This is a genomic window from Corynebacterium atrinae, from assembly GCF_030408455.1.
GTDB lineage: Bacteria > Actinomycetota > Actinomycetes > Mycobacteriales > Mycobacteriaceae > Corynebacterium > Corynebacterium atrinae.
Genome location: NZ_CP046977.1, coordinates 447,824 through 462,069, shown reverse-complemented (window position 1 = coordinate 462,069; position 14,246 = coordinate 447,824). Strand labels below are relative to the sequence as shown.

General features: G+C 64.9%; 16 protein-coding genes. 1 reads left to right on the top strand and 15 read right to left on the bottom strand.

Annotation, left to right across the window (positions count from 1 at the left end; translation table 11 throughout):
- Nucleotides 1-56: 56 nt before the first annotated feature.
- The 9 genes from tsaD to glmS form a co-directional block, all read right to left on the bottom strand.
- Nucleotides 57-1,094: a tRNA (adenosine(37)-N6)-threonylcarbamoyltransferase complex transferase subunit TsaD gene (gene tsaD / locus CATRI_RS02355; RefSeq protein WP_290219346.1), complete on the bottom strand. Its 1,038-nt coding sequence runs from the start codon at nucleotides 1,092-1,094 to the stop codon at nucleotides 57-59.
- The gene (gene rimI / locus CATRI_RS02350; protein ID WP_290219344.1) at nucleotides 1,091-1,555 is read right to left on the bottom strand and encodes a ribosomal protein S18-alanine N-acetyltransferase; all 465 of its coding nucleotides are present in this window, start codon (nucleotides 1,553-1,555) and stop codon (nucleotides 1,091-1,093) included. The genes tsaD and rimI overlap by 4 nt, the downstream gene beginning before the upstream one ends.
- The gene (gene tsaB, locus CATRI_RS02345; protein WP_290219343.1) at nucleotides 1,552-2,205 is read right to left on the bottom strand and encodes a tRNA (adenosine(37)-N6)-threonylcarbamoyltransferase complex dimerization subunit type 1 TsaB; all 654 of its coding nucleotides are present in this window, start codon (nucleotides 2,203-2,205) and stop codon (nucleotides 1,552-1,554) included. Before tsaB ends, rimI begins: the two co-directional genes overlap by 4 nt.
- A 4-nt stretch (nucleotides 2,206-2,209) precedes the next feature.
- A complete protein-coding gene (locus tag CATRI_RS02340; RefSeq protein WP_290219341.1) occupies nucleotides 2,210-2,692 on the bottom strand; it encodes a hypothetical protein in 483 nt (160 codons plus the stop codon).
- Nucleotides 2,693-2,746: 54 nt separating this feature from the next.
- The gene (locus tag CATRI_RS02335) at nucleotides 2,747-4,351 is read right to left on the bottom strand and encodes an aspartate:alanine exchanger family transporter (protein ID WP_290219339.1); all 1,605 of its coding nucleotides are present in this window, start codon (nucleotides 4,349-4,351) and stop codon (nucleotides 2,747-2,749) included.
- Between the two features lie 85 nt (nucleotides 4,352-4,436).
- Nucleotides 4,437-4,916 carry a tRNA (adenosine(37)-N6)-threonylcarbamoyltransferase complex ATPase subunit type 1 TsaE gene (gene tsaE, locus CATRI_RS02330; RefSeq protein WP_290219337.1) on the bottom strand — a complete coding sequence of 160 codons (480 nt, stop codon included), beginning with the start codon at nucleotides 4,914-4,916 and terminating at the stop codon, nucleotides 4,437-4,439.
- On the bottom strand, nucleotides 4,913-6,013 hold the full coding sequence (gene alr, locus CATRI_RS02325) for an alanine racemase (RefSeq protein ID WP_290219335.1): 1,101 nt from the start codon (nucleotides 6,011-6,013) through the stop codon (nucleotides 4,913-4,915). Before alr ends, tsaE begins: the two co-directional genes overlap by 4 nt.
- A gap of 22 nt (nucleotides 6,014-6,035) precedes the next feature.
- Nucleotides 6,036-7,079 carry a maleylacetate reductase gene (locus tag CATRI_RS02320; RefSeq protein ID WP_290219334.1) on the bottom strand — a complete coding sequence of 348 codons (1,044 nt, stop codon included), beginning with the start codon at nucleotides 7,077-7,079 and terminating at the stop codon, nucleotides 6,036-6,038.
- Between the two features lie 6 nt (nucleotides 7,080-7,085).
- A complete protein-coding gene (glmS, locus tag CATRI_RS02315; RefSeq protein ID WP_290219332.1) occupies nucleotides 7,086-8,963 on the bottom strand; it encodes a glutamine--fructose-6-phosphate transaminase (isomerizing) in 1,878 nt (625 codons plus the stop codon).
- Nucleotides 8,964-9,041: 78 nt separating this feature from the next.
- On the opposite strand from glmS, the gene CATRI_RS02310 reads away from it, so the two are divergent.
- Entirely contained in the window at nucleotides 9,042-9,863 is an 822-nt protein-coding gene (locus CATRI_RS02310) for a poly(ethylene terephthalate) hydrolase family protein (RefSeq protein ID WP_290219330.1), read from the top strand.
- Between the two features lie 5 nt (nucleotides 9,864-9,868).
- Here CATRI_RS02310 and CATRI_RS02305 read toward each other — a convergent pair whose 3' ends face one another.
- The 6 genes from CATRI_RS02305 to rplM form a co-directional block, all read right to left on the bottom strand.
- On the bottom strand, nucleotides 9,869-10,066 hold the full coding sequence (locus CATRI_RS02305) for a hypothetical protein (protein ID WP_290219328.1): 198 nt from the start codon (nucleotides 10,064-10,066) through the stop codon (nucleotides 9,869-9,871).
- On the bottom strand, nucleotides 10,066-11,298 hold the full coding sequence (locus CATRI_RS02300) for a hypothetical protein (RefSeq protein ID WP_290219326.1): 1,233 nt from the start codon (nucleotides 11,296-11,298) through the stop codon (nucleotides 10,066-10,068). Before CATRI_RS02300 ends, CATRI_RS02305 begins: the two co-directional genes overlap by 1 nt.
- Complete coding sequence (locus CATRI_RS02295; RefSeq protein WP_290219324.1) at nucleotides 11,295-11,594, bottom strand: hypothetical protein; 300 nt, start codon at nucleotides 11,592-11,594, stop codon at nucleotides 11,295-11,297. Before CATRI_RS02295 ends, CATRI_RS02300 begins: the two co-directional genes overlap by 4 nt.
- An 82-nt stretch (nucleotides 11,595-11,676) precedes the next feature.
- On the bottom strand, nucleotides 11,677-13,020 hold the full coding sequence (gene glmM, locus CATRI_RS02290; RefSeq protein ID WP_290219321.1) for a phosphoglucosamine mutase: 1,344 nt from the start codon (nucleotides 13,018-13,020) through the stop codon (nucleotides 11,677-11,679).
- 90 nt (nucleotides 13,021-13,110) lie between these two features.
- Complete coding sequence (gene rpsI, locus CATRI_RS02285; protein ID WP_290219320.1) at nucleotides 13,111-13,656, bottom strand: 30S ribosomal protein S9; 546 nt, start codon at nucleotides 13,654-13,656, stop codon at nucleotides 13,111-13,113.
- Nucleotides 13,653-14,096: a 50S ribosomal protein L13 gene (gene rplM, locus CATRI_RS02280; protein WP_047252365.1), complete on the bottom strand. Its 444-nt coding sequence runs from the start codon at nucleotides 14,094-14,096 to the stop codon at nucleotides 13,653-13,655. The genes rpsI and rplM overlap by 4 nt, the downstream gene beginning before the upstream one ends.
- Nucleotides 14,097-14,246: the final 150 nt, after the last annotated feature.

Genomic DNA, 14,246 nt, shown 5'->3' with positions numbered 1-14,246 from the left:
AAACCCTAATGATACTCGTTTTCATAACCAGCACCCCCATGTGGGGATAATTTTCATTAACCCTCTACTAGTGGAATCTCCACCTCGAGGGAAGGATCGGTACCCACCGTCCAGGCGCTCGCGCCCGCGCCCTCGTGAATCAGCTGCGCCGCCAGAGCCGCGATCATCACCCCGTTGTCCGTGCACAAGGAAAAGCGCGGCACCCGCAGCTCAATTCCAGCCTCGGCGCAACGCTGCGCCGCCAACTCACGCAGCCGCGAGTTGGCCGCCACTCCCCCGCCCAGCAGCAACACGCGGGCCCCGACATCCTGGCAGGCGCGCACGGCTTTGAAGGTCAGCACATCGACCACTGCCTCTTGGAAGGAGGCGCAGACGTCCTCCACTGAGATCACCCGCCCCTCCCGCTCGGCGGCCTCGACGTAGCGAGCCACGGCCGTTTTCAACCCGGAGAAGGAGAAATCATGACGGGAGTCCGACTTCTTCATCAGGCCCCGCGGGAAAGCAATGGCCGCGGGATCGCCCAGGGCGGCCAGGCGGTCGATGACCGGACCGCCGGGATAGCCCAAGCCCAGGAGGCGGGCGACTTTGTCGTAGGCCTCCCCGGCGGCGTCGTCAAGCGTGGACCCCAACTCCCGCATGGGCTTGCCCACCGCATCCACCTCGAGCAGCTGGGTGTGCCCACCGGAGACGAGGAGCGCCACCGAATGCGGCAGCGGCTCGCCCTCCAAGTTGGCCACGGCGACGTGCCCCCCGAGGTGGTTGACGCCGTAGAAGGGGACTCCCCAGGCAGCGGCGTAGGCCTTCGCGGCCGACGCCCCGACGAGCAGGGCACCAGCCAAACCGGGGCCCACTGTCGCGGCCACGGCATCGGGCTTGCTCACGCCCGCCTCCGCCAGCGCCGCCCGCATGACGGGTCCCATCTCCTCCAAATGCGCGCGGGAGGCAATCTCGGGGACCACTCCCCCGAAACGCGCATGCTGCTGCATCGATGAGGCCACCGAGTCGGCGAGGATGCGCAGGGTGCCGTCCTCGGCGAGGTCAACAATGCCCACCCCGGTCTCGTCGCAACTGCTTTCCACTCCGAGGACGATCATCGGCGGCTACTCCTTGCGTTTCTCAACATCGTGTAGGCATCGGCGCCTGAGGGTTGGTAGTAGTTTCGGCGGATCCCCTGCCGGGCAAAGCCATACGCTTCGTAGAGGGCAATCGCCGGGTCGTTATCAGTTCGCACTTCCAGGAAAACGCGGCCAGCGTGGGCATCGGCGACGGCCATGAGCTCATCCATGAGCATCCTCGCCAGCCCTTGACGCTGGTGGGAGGGGTCGACCCCGATGGTGTGAATCTCAAACTCGGGATCACCCTCCGGACCCAACCGGGCCATCCCGGCATAAGCCCAAAGGCTGTCGCCCTCACTCACCCCCAGGTAGAGGGTGTGGGGCGCGGCAATCTCGCTGAGAAAGGCGTGTTCCGGCCACGGGTTGTCCCCCGGGAACAGGACCTCCTCCAACTCGGCACAGCGCCGCGAGTCGGCCGCGTCCAACAACCTCAGTTTCACAGTTCCACCTGCGGGATCGCCGGGGACTGCGGGCGCGGCTTCGGTTCCTTCGCGTCCGGTCGTCGCAGGTAGAGCGGCACCACCGGCGCCGGGTCGGCGCTGAGATCAGCCACTGCGACCAGCGAGGCCGCGTCGGGCACGAGGTCATGCTTATCGACGTCCACCTCTACCGCCGCGGACAGTGCAGCCGGCACCGACGCCACGTCGACCTCGTGCGGCAGGACGAGCTCGGCGGGAGCGATCACCTCGGGCCCGTGGGTGCGCTGGCCATCGATATAGGTGGCCCAGTAGATTTCCCGGCGGCGGGCATCGGTGGCCACGAGCGAGCGGCCTGCGGGCAGGCGCTGGGCGATGGCGTCGAGGGAACACACCCCATAGACGGGGATGCCGAGGGCATCTCCGAAGGCCTGCGCGGAGGCCATGCCGACGCGCAGGCCGGTGAAAGGACCCGGACCACAGCCGACGACGATGGCGTCGATGTCGGCGAAGGTCACGCGGGCGTCGATAAGCAATGCTTGAACGGTGGGCGTTAGTTGCTCATTGTGAGCCCGAGTGCCCGGCAGGGGGCGGTCGACGGTGTCGCCGGTGGCGGTGTTGACCAGTCCGGTGACGAGGTCAGGCGTGGAGGTATCGATCGCGAGAACAAGCACGGGTCTAACCTAGCAGCGTCCACGCGCCTTCTTGGCTCTTCATCAGCGGCAGGAGGGACTCGGCGGCGAAGGACGGCTGGGTGCGGATGGCACACAGGTCAACCTCAGAGCGGCTCATCTGATCGAAGACGACCTCGCCCTCCCGGGTGCCCAGCATGAGGTAGTTGGTGTCTTCAGCCACACCATTGGGGCCGAGGTTGAGCTCGGAAGCATCGACGCCGTACATCTGCATCAGGCCCTGTTCGGTGGAATAGGGGCAGACCACGGCGGCCACGACGTACTCCTTACCGTAGAGGTCAGCCGGGGACAGGCCGATCACGCTCAGGCCCTCCGCGTCCGCGTTGGCGACGGCCTTTTCCAAGGCACCGGAGGTAGTAAATTGCGACTCCGCCTTGGCCGGAGCCGTAGCGATGGCCAAGGCGAGGAAACCGATCCACGCGACGAGGATGACGATGATCAGATAAAGACCAGTTTTGGGCAGGCGCATGATAGCTACTCTCCTAGGTACGGCGGCTGAGACGTCTCCTAGGCTACTCGCCGCCTACAGCAACAGAAGCAGCAGCACCTGGCTGGCGATGATCTTTCCCACCATCGCGGTGGGATACACAGTGGCATAACCGCGGGTTGCCAGCTCGGTGCCAGTTTGGCCGTTGAGATAAGAAATGATCGCCGGGTTCGTCGTTGCACCAGCGGCCACGCCCATCGACTCGTCCCACGTCAATCGAAGCACCACCATGCAGATGACGGCGCAAAGCAGGGCGGAAACGAGGGTGATGGCGAAACCGGCGGCCATGTAGTTGAGCGAGGCCGGGTCGGTGAGCGCCTTTTTAAAGCCCGCTCCCGCCGTCGTACCCACACCTGCCAAGAAGAGCGCCAGGCCGAGCGTGCTGACGGTATTGCTGGCGTGGTAGGGCATGGTCCACGTGATCGGGCCCGTGCGATGGACGGCGCCGAGGATGAGGCCAGCGACGATGGGGCCGCCACCGAAACCGAGGGTGAGCACCGAATCGCCTGGCAGCGGAATCGGGATCGATCCCAGCAACAGACCAAACAGCAGGCCCAGGGCGAAGGGCAACAGGTCCGGGGCTGCGAGAGAGCGCTCGGAGTCGCCGAGGTAGTTGCGGACCTCATTCATGCGGTTAGGCGGGGCGACAACGCGGACGCGGTCGGAATAATTGAGCACGTCATCGGCGCCCGGAACCACGTCGGAGTCGCCGCGGCGGATGCGCGCAATATGGAAGCCGGCGTCAACGGTGTTGAGCTCGGAGAGCTTCCGGCCGACGATCCGCGGGTTCGACACGGTCAAGCGGCGATACACCAGGTCCGTGTCCTCGATGCTCACCTCAACGGCCTCGCCGAGGGTCTTCTGCGCCGTCTCGATGGCTTCCTCAGTGCCGTTGATGACGAGCACCATGCCCTCAAACAACTCATCCGTCGGCGACGCCAGCGAATGATCGTGCTCGCCGTGGACGATGCGGGTGGCGATGATGTCCGCGCCCGCCAGCACCGGCAACTGCGCCACGGTGCCACTGATGCCCGGGCCAATGCGCACGCCCTGCCAATCCAGCGGCGCAATGATGAGGCCCTCCTGGCGGGCCTCCTCGATGTGGTCGACCTTGAGCAGCTTCGCCCCGATCGCCGCCACCAAAATGGTGCCCAACACCGCACCGGGGTACGCCAGGGAATAGCCAATGACCGGCTCACCCGTCGCGGAAGGATCAATGTCCTCGAGCACGCCGACGATCGCGGCCATACCCGGGGTCGAGGTGAGCGCGCCAGTAAACATGCCCGCGCCGGTCGTGGCCTTCAGCCCCAGGACCTTGATGAGGGCGTAAGCGACGGCGACCAACGACGTCAGCAGCACAATCATGAACACCGTCAGCCGCCAGCCGCGCGTGCGGAACTCAGCGAAGAATTGCTCACCGGCGGTCAAACCGATCGCGTAGACGAACATGGCCAGACCCAGCTGGAAGACGAGTGGTGGGATCTGAATATTTGGGTCAATTGTCGACAGGGCCAACGCGACGAACAGCACGGCCGCTGCTCCCAGTGAGAGCCCAAAGACACGGACCTTCCCCAACGCCAAGCCCAACGCCAAAATGGCGACGAGAGCGATGAGGGGGTTAGCTGCGAGAAAGCTGAGCACAGTACTGTCCCATTCTGTGTATGCAGTTTGGCTACTTCATAGCCATTGAACTCCCCTAGATTGGAGTTGGGCAAGTGATTGAGATCTAGCCCAAAACTTGCACCCATTTCCAGCCGACGATACGAGCCTCCGATTCCGGGTCGCGGCGGACGGCGGTTTCACGGTCGATGGTGACGTGAAGGTAGCGATCAGAGATCTGTTCCACCAGGCCCCCGCCCCATTCCGCGACGACCACCGCGTCCTCCAAGTCCGTATCCAGATCCAAAGAATCAAGCTCCCCGGTGCCATCCTCGCCCAGGAGCCGGTAAGCATCGACGTGGATGAGGGTAGGCCCACCCACGGTCGAACGGTGCTCCCGGGCGATGACGAAGGTCGGCGACGTGACCCGGCCTTTCACCAGCAACCCCCGGGCCAGACCCTGGGTGAAGGTGGTCTTACCGGCCCCCAAGGGCCCATCCAGGATGACCACATCACCCGCCTGGAGAGTCCTCCCCAGTTGTTCGGCAAAGGCCTGGGTATCAGCGGCCGTGGCCAATTCGATGCTGCCCTCGCTGGGGAAACTCACAGCTCAATACCGCCTTCGTAGTCGCGGGTGGTGCGGCCGGTGGGCCGGCACACGATCTCGTAGTTAATCGTGTCGGTGGCGGCGGCGAGCTCGGTGGCGCTCATGCCCCCCTCGCCGAAGATCACGGCATGGTCCCCGGGCTGGACATTGAACTCATTGGGGCCAAGGTCCACCACGATCTGATCCATGCACACCCGGCCCACCTGCGAGTACAGCTTGCCACCAATGCCCACCTGGAGCTTGCCTTGCCAGGCGCGCGGCAAGCCATCGGCATAGCCCGCCGGAACCAGCGCCAGCCAGCCCGCCTCTTGCGCGGTCCACGTGTGGCCGTAGCTGACGGACTCGCCCGGTTGCACGGGATTGACCGCGATGACCTCAGCTGACCAGGTCATCGCCGGTTTCAGGTCATGCGTTAGCCCCTCGATGGGTTCGAGGCCATAGAGCGCCACGCCGACGCGCACCTGTTCGTGATGAAAATCCGGGCGCGTGAGGGTGCCGGGAGAATTGCAGAGGTGGTTGATCGGCAGCTCCAAGCCAAGGGAACGGCCCAACTCGATGGCTCGGAGCAACGCGGCAGCCTGCTGGTCATTGGCGGGGTTGAAAGGCTCGTCTGCGCACGCCAGGTGTGAAAAAACTCCGGTGACGTCGAGGTGCTCCGCCTCCCGCAACAGAGTAAACACCTCCGCCCAGTCCGCCTCGTCGACCCCGGAACGATGCAACCCGGTATCAACCTTGATGGCCACCTGCGCGGGGATCGCGGCATCCACCAACGCCTGGGCGTGCCGCAGCGACGGCACCCCCAGCTCAATGTTCACAGCGAGTGCCTCGGAAAACTCCTCCTGCGGGGACCAGATCCACACCAAAATCGGCTTATCGACGCCCCCCTCCCGCAGCTCCACCGCCTCCGCCAGGGTGGCTACCCCGAAGGCATCCGCCCCGTTCGCGCCCATGATCCCGGCCACCTCCAGCGCCCCGTGCCCGTAGCCATCGGCCTTGACCACGGCCATCAGCCGCACATCGTCGCCGATGAGGGTTTTGATGGTGCGGGTGTTGTGGGCGATGGCGTCCAGATCAATGCGGGTACTCAGAAGATCCATGGGTGACATTGTGCCACTGCTCTCAGCCCGGCTCTGCCCCGACCAACGCCCGCGTGAGCAACTCAGTGAGGTTCTCGGCCGTGACCGGGCAGGGATTCGACGCCGGGACGGCGGCGAGGGCCTGCTCGACGGCCGCGGGGATGCCGGCAGCGGTGAAGCCAATGTCGCTTAAGGCCCGCGGGGCGTCGAGACGCTTTCTTAAATCTTGCAGGCCCGCCAGGCCGCCGAAGGCCGCGTCCAGGCGTTCCGCGGCTGCGGGGGCGTTGAAGGCGAGGACGTAGGGCAGGACGATCGCGTGCGTCTGGGCGTGCGGCAGGTTGAAGGTGCCGCCAAGGATATGGCAGATCTTGTGGTGCATTCCCGCCCCCGCCGAAGCGAATGCCACCGCCGCGAGGTACGCGCCGTACAGCAGCTGATCGCGTCCGGCCAGGTCATACGGGTCGTGGTGGACCTGGGGCAGGCCGGCGGTTAAGGCCCGGGCCCCCTCCGTGGCTAGGGCGGCGTTGATCGGATCAGCGCGGGGAGCCCACAGCGAGTCGACGCAATGAGCCAGGGCGTTGAGGCCCGAGGCCACCGACAGCTCCACGGGCAACGAGACCGTCAGCGTGGAATCGTAGACAACGGCTGTGGGCAGCACCCGCGGGTCCTGGCCCGTGGTCTTGCGGCCCTGCTCCGTCATCCCCCACACGTCCGTGGCCTCGGACCCGGCGTAGGTGGTGGGCACCGCGATCAGCTCGATCCCGGTGGTCAGCGCCACGGCTTTCGCCGTTCCCACCGCCGAGCCGCCCCCGACGGCGACGAGCAGCTCAATGGAGTGTTGCTTGGCGACGTCCCGCGCCCGCTCCGCCACCTCCACCGGCACGTGCATGGCCACATCCTCGTGCCACACCGCGATGCTCAGATCGGCGAAGAGTTCGCGTGCCCGCCGCATCTCGCGGGGGCTGGCCACCACCATGACTTTCCGGCCGTCGATCTCGGCGGCCACGTATTCGGCTGCCTGATTCGCGCCAAAGAGCACCCGCTGCCCAAGGGTGTCGTGCCGGAAGGTCAATGGGGTGGCAGTCATAGCGGGTTACTCCACCGTCACCGACTTCGCCAGGTTGCGCGGCTTATCGATGTCCTCGTTACCGCAGGCCCGGGCGATATCCGCCGCCAGGTACTGCAACGGGATCGTGGCCAGGAGCGGCTGCATGATCGACGCGGACTCCGGGATAGTGATGAGCCAGTTGGCATAGGGCTCAACCGAGGTATCGCCCTCTTCGGCGATGACGATGGTCTTGGCACCACGTGCCCGGATCTCCTGGATATTGGAGACGATCTTCGAGTGCAACAGTTTCACACCCCGCGGAGACGGCACGACCACGACGACCGGCAGGTCATCCTCGATGAGCGCGATGGGGCCGTGCTTGAGCTCGCCCGCGGGGAAGCCCTCGGCGTGGATGTACGCCAGCTCCTTGAGCTTGAGCGCACCCTCCAATGCCACGGGGTATCCGACGTTGCGGCCCAGGAAGAGCATGGTGCGGACCTGGCCGAGGGCATCCGAAATATCGCGAATCGTGTCGCGGCACGCCAGCACCTCCTCGACCTTGCCGGGGATTTCCTCCAGCGCTTCCCAGATCTCGACGATCTCATCCGGGTACTTGGTGCCCTTGGCCTGCGCAAGGGCGAGGCCGACGATGTAGTTGGCAGCCACCTGGGCGAGGAACGCCTTGGTGGATGCGACGCCAATTTCCGGCCCAGCGTGGGTGTACAGCACCGCGTCAGACTCGCGCGGGATCTGCGACCCGTTGGTGTTGCACACCGCCAGGACCTTCGCACCCTGGGTTTTCGCGTGGCGCACGGCCTCCAGCGTGTCGGCAGTCTCACCGGACTGGGAGATAGCGAGGACCAACGTCCGCTCGTCGAGGACCGGATCGCGGTAGCGGAACTCGGAAGCCACCTCGATCTGCACGGGCACGCGCACCCAGTGCTCAATGGCGTACTTGGCCAGCAAGCCGGAGTGGTAGGCAGAGCCACAAGCCACGACGAAGACCTGGTTGATGGACTTCAAGTCATTCTCCGAAATGTTGGACTCATCCAACACGACGCGTCCATCCTGGAAGTGCCCCGCGAGAGTATCGCGAACCGCGGCCGGCTGCTCGTGGATCTCCTTCATCATGAAGGAATCAAAGCCACCCTTCTCGGCAGCAGCGAGGTCCCAGTCGATGGTGAAAGGCTTGCCCTCGGCGGCGGAACCATCGAAGTTGAGCACCTCGTAGCCATCAGCAGTGATGATGACAACGTTGTCCTGCTCCAGCTCCACCGCATTCTTGGTGAACTCGATGAACGCCGCGACGTCCGAACCGAGGAACATTTCGTTCTCTCCCACGCCGACAATGAGCGGGGTGGAACGCCGAGCGGCGATGATCTCATCCGGGTGATCGGCGTGCATGAACAGCAAGGTGAAGGCACCCTCGAGGCGAGCCAGCACGGCCAAGGCCGAGGCCCGGAAATCGCCCGAGGTCTCCCCCTCGTTGTAAGCGCGCGCCAGGAGGTGCGCCGCCACCTCCGAGTCCGTCTCCGACTTCAGCTCGATGCCCGCCGCCTCCAGCTCAGCGCGAAGGGGGGCAAAGTTTTCGATGATGCCGTTGTGAACAATCGCCACCCGACCGTCATAAGACATGTGCGGGTGCGCGTTCGCATCCGTGGGCCGACCATGCGTCGCCCACCGGGTGTGGCCAATCGCCGTGGTCCCCTCGAAGTTGTCCGCCCCGACTTCCGCGATCTTGTCTTCCAAGTTAGCGAGCTTGCCCGCCCGCTTGACCATGTTGATGACCTGGTCGCCTTCTGCATCGATTCCCGCCACAGCAATGCCTGAGGAGTCGTAGCCGCGGTATTCCATTCGGCGCAGTGCTTCTAGCGCCAGGTTAAGTCCTTGTCGATGTCCGACATATCCAACAATTCCACACATGACGATGACTGTAGCGGACAAGGGCAAACCGGCGGAGTTTTAAGGTCTTAGCGCTCCTCTTCCACTATCGTGGTGGGCGTGTCTGAGAATCTGAAAAAGCACCTGGCCCACCTGTCCAAGCGGGGCCCGCATCGCGTGCTCGTCGGTGACCTCAACTACGCCGGACTGCCGGGAAAGGTCTACACCCCCGCGGAGGGTAAGGGCGTTCCCGCGATCGCGTTCGGGCACGACTGGACCAAGTCGGTGAAAAACTACCACGCCACCCTGCGCCACCTCGCTAGCTGGGGCATCGTCGTCACCGCCCCGGACACCGAGCGGGGCCTGGCCCCCGATCATCGCGGCTTCTCCGCCGACCTGGAAACCTGCCTCCAGATTGCCGCCGGAGTCAAGCTCGGCCATGGCAAGGTCACCGTCTCCCCCGGCAAGCTCGGCGTGGCCGGGCACGGCATGGGCGCGGGCGCCGCAGTTCTCATGGCGGCCAACAACCCGACGGTCAAGGCAGTCGGCGCGCTGTATCCGGCCGTGACCACTCCCTCCTCGACGGAGGCCGCCCGCTTCGTCACAGCTCCCGGTTTGGTCATCGGCTCGGGCCGCAACGATCTTTTCGACGCCGGCAATCCCCCCAAGGTCGCCCTCAACTGGGGCGGCCCTGTCGCCTACCGGGAAATCAACAACGGCAACCAAGCCGGCTTCACCGAAGATGCCCTGTTCCAATTCAGCTTCGGACTCGGCCTGCCCCAGTACTCCGCGCAGGAAACCGCCCGCGGCCTGCTCACCGGCTTCCTCCTCCACGAGCTCGCCGGTGAAAAGAAATACTCCGGCTTCGCTGCTCCCCTGGCCGAGGCTAAGCACGTGCAGTCCTTCGATGGCGAGGAGCTCGCCGAGAAGGCCGCGATCTAAGAGCATTAGTTTTTCCGCAGCACCCCCTGAACCCGGCCGCGAGTGGCCGGCGTCCGAGGGGTGCTGTGCTGTTTCACTACCTGCTTGGGTGCCTCCACCGACTTCTCCACTCGCTCCTGCGCCCGAGCGAGCGCCTTTTCAAACTCCACCATCCGCTGCGCGGTGCGCTCCCGGAACTGACGCGAAAACTCTTCAAAATCCACTACCACTGCCCTGCCTTTCTAGCCCCGCCCGCCGCTGGTTGTTCCACTGGAGTGTTCTGCTTGGGCGGTGGCGGCGGCTCAGGGACCGCAGCGAGGTCCGGTGGCAGATTTTGCTTCGGTGGCGGCGGTGGCTCCGGGGTAGGTTCGGGCTCGGGAGCTGGCTCGGGTATGGGCTCGAGAGTGGGCGTCTCCTGGAGGCAATCAATGATCGCTTCCAGGCACAGCGCCAAGATGCCGATACCGATGAGTCCAAGGATGCCGGTGAAGTCTTCGCCCGACTCTTCCTCTTCTAGGTCCCCAGCGGGCTCCTCAGCGGGCTCCTCAACTCGCTCCTCGGCCGGCTTCTCACAGTCCCGGGCCGGAGCGCAGTCCTCCACCGCCTGCGGTGTCGTCGGCGGCGCTTCGACCGGTGGAACAGCCGTTGGCGGTGTTGACGGAGCCGGAGGAGTAGCAGGTGGTTCAACGGACTGAGGCGTCGTTGGGGGCGGTGCAGAGCCAGGTGCAGCTGGGGCAGGTGGCGGGCTGCTCGTGCCGCCACCGGACGTGCCTCCGCTTTCTCTCCCAGCGGCTGCCGGGGCCGTCGGTACCTCCTCGCAGGTAGCTATGGCAGTCTGGGGCGCGCCAGCGGGCTTCTCACAAACCAATTCGCAACGAGTGAGGAACTCGTCGAAACACTGGCACACGGCCTTATCGCGATCGCGGCACTGCTCGAGGACGGTGGCGCCAGCGGCGTCGATGAGTTCGGAACCTGCGGCAACGCACTCGGAGAACTCACGCGGGAAGGTGGCCGGGTCAATGCGAGAGAGAAACGAGCTCAACTGGGTGATGACGCCGGTGAGCGCGCTGAGGATCTCGGACACACTGAGGTCGGAGTTCCTTTGAATGTCGCTGAGGGCATCGCTCGCCTGCTCCGCCGACTCGCTCAGCTCTTTGGACTTCTGGCGATTGTTCCACCACTCCTGGATCTCCTCGCCGATCTTGGTGGCGATCGCGCCTGCCGCGACCTGGAATAGCAGTTTGCCTATCTCCGGGAGGATGCCCGAGCGCATTGTCGACGCCTCGCTTCCGCCCACCGCCTCCCGGGTATGGCCTAAAAGGGCCGTGGGGTCCAGCCCCTCAGTCGCGGCTAGGGCCTCACTAAGCTCGTCCTCCCCGATCCGTGGGCCCGCGTACAACCCGCGGGAGGATTGCCGCAATTGCCGGACCGCGGCGCCATAGCCGCCCGCCCTCATGCGCCGGCCCCCAGGTCGGCGGCACCGAGGGCGTCTGTGCTCCCGTAGACCCGCACCTGCGCGACGCTGGCTTCGGTGGTGGTCCGCACGGCGTCGATACACTGTGTCCCCGTGAGATGCACCCTCTGCAACGCATGGGCAATCGCCTGCCCCCGGTCGGCGAAGTCGCGCCCAGCGGCGGACACGGGGTAAGACGGCGATGTGGACACGTGCCGCTGGTGCTGCTCGTCCCCGTCTGCCCGCAGGCGCGATAACACAGCCAGCGCTTCCTGCAGGTCGAGATTGATCCCCGACATGAATAGACCCCCTCGTGAAAATCCTCAACTAAAATGTCATCAGTGTTGGACTCTCCGAAGGGGCCAAAGGTTCCCGCTCTTTCTAAACTGACGCCACCACGGCTGCCAGGCGGCCGGCCACCCGGCGGGCCTGCTCGCTGCCCCCGGCCTCGACCATGACGCGGAACAGTGCCTCAGTGCCCGAGGCGCGCAGAAGAACACGGCCGGACTCGCCCAGCTCCTCCTCGGCCGCGGCAATGGCCTCCAAAACTTGAGGGTGATCGACGATGACGGACTTGTCGGCGACGGGAACGTTGATGAGCACCTGTGGCAGGACCTTCATCACCGAGGCCAACTCGCCAAGGGTGCTGCCCGTCTCTGCCATGCGCTCCATGAGTTTGAGGCCGGTGAGAGTGCCGTCGCCGGTGGTGCAGTGATCGGGTAGCACGATGTGACCAGACTGCTCGCCGCCGAGGCTGTAGCCACCGCGGTTTAGCTCCTCCAGCACGTAGCGGTCACCGACCTGGGTCTCCAGCATCGGAATGCCCTGCTCCTTCATGGCAATCTTGAGGCCCAAGTTGCTCATGACGGTCGCCACCAAAGTGTTTTTGCGCAGCTCTGACTTCTCCTTCATGCCAACCGCCAGGATCGCCATGATCTGATCGCCATCAACCACGTTGCCCTCCGCGTCGACGGCGAGGCAGCGGTCAGCGTCACCATCGTGGGCCAAGCCTAGATGCGCCCCGTGCTCAAGGACCGCCTTCTGGGTCTGCTCAATGTGCGTCGAGCCCGAATTGTCGTTGATGTTGTAGGCGTTAGGCCGGTTGTGGATCGCGATGACCTCAGCGCCCGCAGCCGCATACGCCAGCGGGGCGACCTCAGAGGCTGCACCATTGGCACAGTCAACGACCACCTTGATACCCGACAGATCAGTCTGGGCAGAGTCGCGTAGGTGCGCCAGATAGCGGTCCTGCGCATCCGGGGACTCCTCGATGACGCGGCCCACGCCCGTTCCGGTGGGGCCGGTCTCCGGGAGGTGCTCCATCATGGCTTCGATCTCGTCCTCGACGGAATCGGGCAGCTTCTTGCCCCCGGCGGAGAAGAACTTGATGCCGTTATCGGGCATCGGGTTGTGGGACGCCGAGATCATGACACCGAGGTCGGCCCCATAGTCATCGGTGAGGAAAGCGACACCTGGGGTGGGGATCACGCCGACGCGGAGCACGTCCACGCCACAGGAAGCCAGTCCAGCGGCGAGTGCTGCAGCCAACATTTCGCCAGAGACGCGGGGGTCACGGCCGACGACGGCGATCGGACGCAGGTCGCTGGACTTACGATCCGAGGTGAGCACCTGAGCGGCCGCCGCCCCCAACTTCAACGCCATCGAGGCCGTAAGTTCCTTGTTCGCCAGCCCACGAACACCATCTGTGCCGAAAAGTCTTGTCATGCCGTCTATTATGCACTCCCCCACCAACGGCGAACGCCGCCCCGTCCGCAAGAAGCGGTAGGGGCGGCGTCGGCAAGCAAGCTGCGAAATTTAGCGCTTGGAGTACTGCGGGGCACGACGTGCCTTGTGCAGACCAGCCTTCTTGCGCTCGACTGCACGAGCGTCACGGGTGAGGTAACCGGCCTTCTTCAGGGCGGCACGATCAGCCGGGCTGTACAGGTTCAGGGCGCGGGCGATGGCCAGGCGCAGAGCGCCGGACTGGCCGGTCGGGCCGCCACCGGAAATGTTGGCCTTGATGTCGAACTGGCCCTCGCGCTCGAGGAGGGTCAGCGGACCAAGGATGTCCTGCTGGTGGAGCTTGTTCGGGAAGTACTCGTCCAGAGCACGGCCATTGCAGGTGATCTCACCGGTGCCAGCAACCACGCGGACGCGGGCGATGGCGCGCTTACGGCGACCAACGGTCTGGATCGGGCCTTCGAGAACGACCTCGGTGACAACCTCGGTCTCGTCGACGTCAACCTCGGGGGCGACGGCGTCGGCGATGGTGTAGTTGAACTCTTCGGTGGCAGCGGAGGCGGCTTCGATGTCGCCAGCCTCAACCACGGTCAGGTCCTCGTTCTGATTCTGGTCGGTCACTGTGCCACCTGCTTGATTTCGTAGGACTCGGGCTTCTGGCCGGCGTAGGGGTGCTCGGAGCCGGTGAAAACGTGGAGCTTCTTAGCGGAGGAGCGGGAAAGCTTGTTGTGCGGCATCATGCCGACGATTGCTTCCTCAACCACGCGGTCAGGGCGGGTATCCAGAGCCTTACCCAGGGTCATGGACTTCAGTCCACCCGGGTAGCCGGAGTGGCGGTAGCGCATCTCGCGCTCACGCTTGTTGGAGGAGATGTGAACCTTGTCGGCGTTGATGATGATGACGTGGTCACCGCAGTCAACGTTCGGTGCGAACTGGGGCTTGCCCTTGCCGCGCAGCAGGTCTGCCACGTGGGAAGCAAGTCGACCCAGCACCACGTCGGTGGCGTCGATGACGTACCACTTGCGGGTAATGTCACCGCTCTTCGGGTGGAAAGTAGACAAAATGACTCCTTGAAAGTCTGTCTGGGGCTGCCGGCCAGGTGCTGTGCGCGGGGATGAAGCCGCGGCGGCCGGTGGAGACCCGCGGATAATCCGCCGCCCTGACGGTTAAGTCGGGGCAGCACACACAGGGATTTAACTCTAGGTCACCGG

Bases quoted from the DNA above. Each gene is read 5' to 3' on its own strand.
- tsaD (WP_290219346.1), bottom strand. From the start codon at position 1,094: ATGATCGTCCTCGGAGTGGAAAGCAGTTGCGACGAGACCGGGGTGGGC.
- CATRI_RS02340 (WP_290219341.1), bottom strand. From the start codon at position 2,692: ATGCGCCTGCCCAAAACTGGTCTTTATCTGATCATCGTCATCCTCGTC.
- alr (WP_290219335.1), bottom strand. From the start codon at position 6,013: ATGGATCTTCTGAGTACCCGCATTGATCTGGACGCCATCGCCCACAAC.
- CATRI_RS02320 (WP_290219334.1), bottom strand. From the start codon at position 7,079: ATGACTGCCACCCCATTGACCTTCCGGCACGACACCCTTGGGCAGCGG.
- glmS (WP_290219332.1), bottom strand. From the start codon at position 8,963: ATGTGTGGAATTGTTGGATATGTCGGACATCGACAAGGACTTAACCTG.
- CATRI_RS02300 (WP_290219326.1), bottom strand. From the start codon at position 11,298: ATGAGGGCGGGCGGCTATGGCGCCGCGGTCCGGCAATTGCGGCAATCC.
- CATRI_RS02295 (WP_290219324.1), bottom strand. From the start codon at position 11,594: ATGTCGGGGATCAATCTCGACCTGCAGGAAGCGCTGGCTGTGTTATCG.
- glmM (WP_290219321.1), bottom strand. From the start codon at position 13,020: ATGACAAGACTTTTCGGCACAGATGGTGTTCGTGGGCTGGCGAACAAG.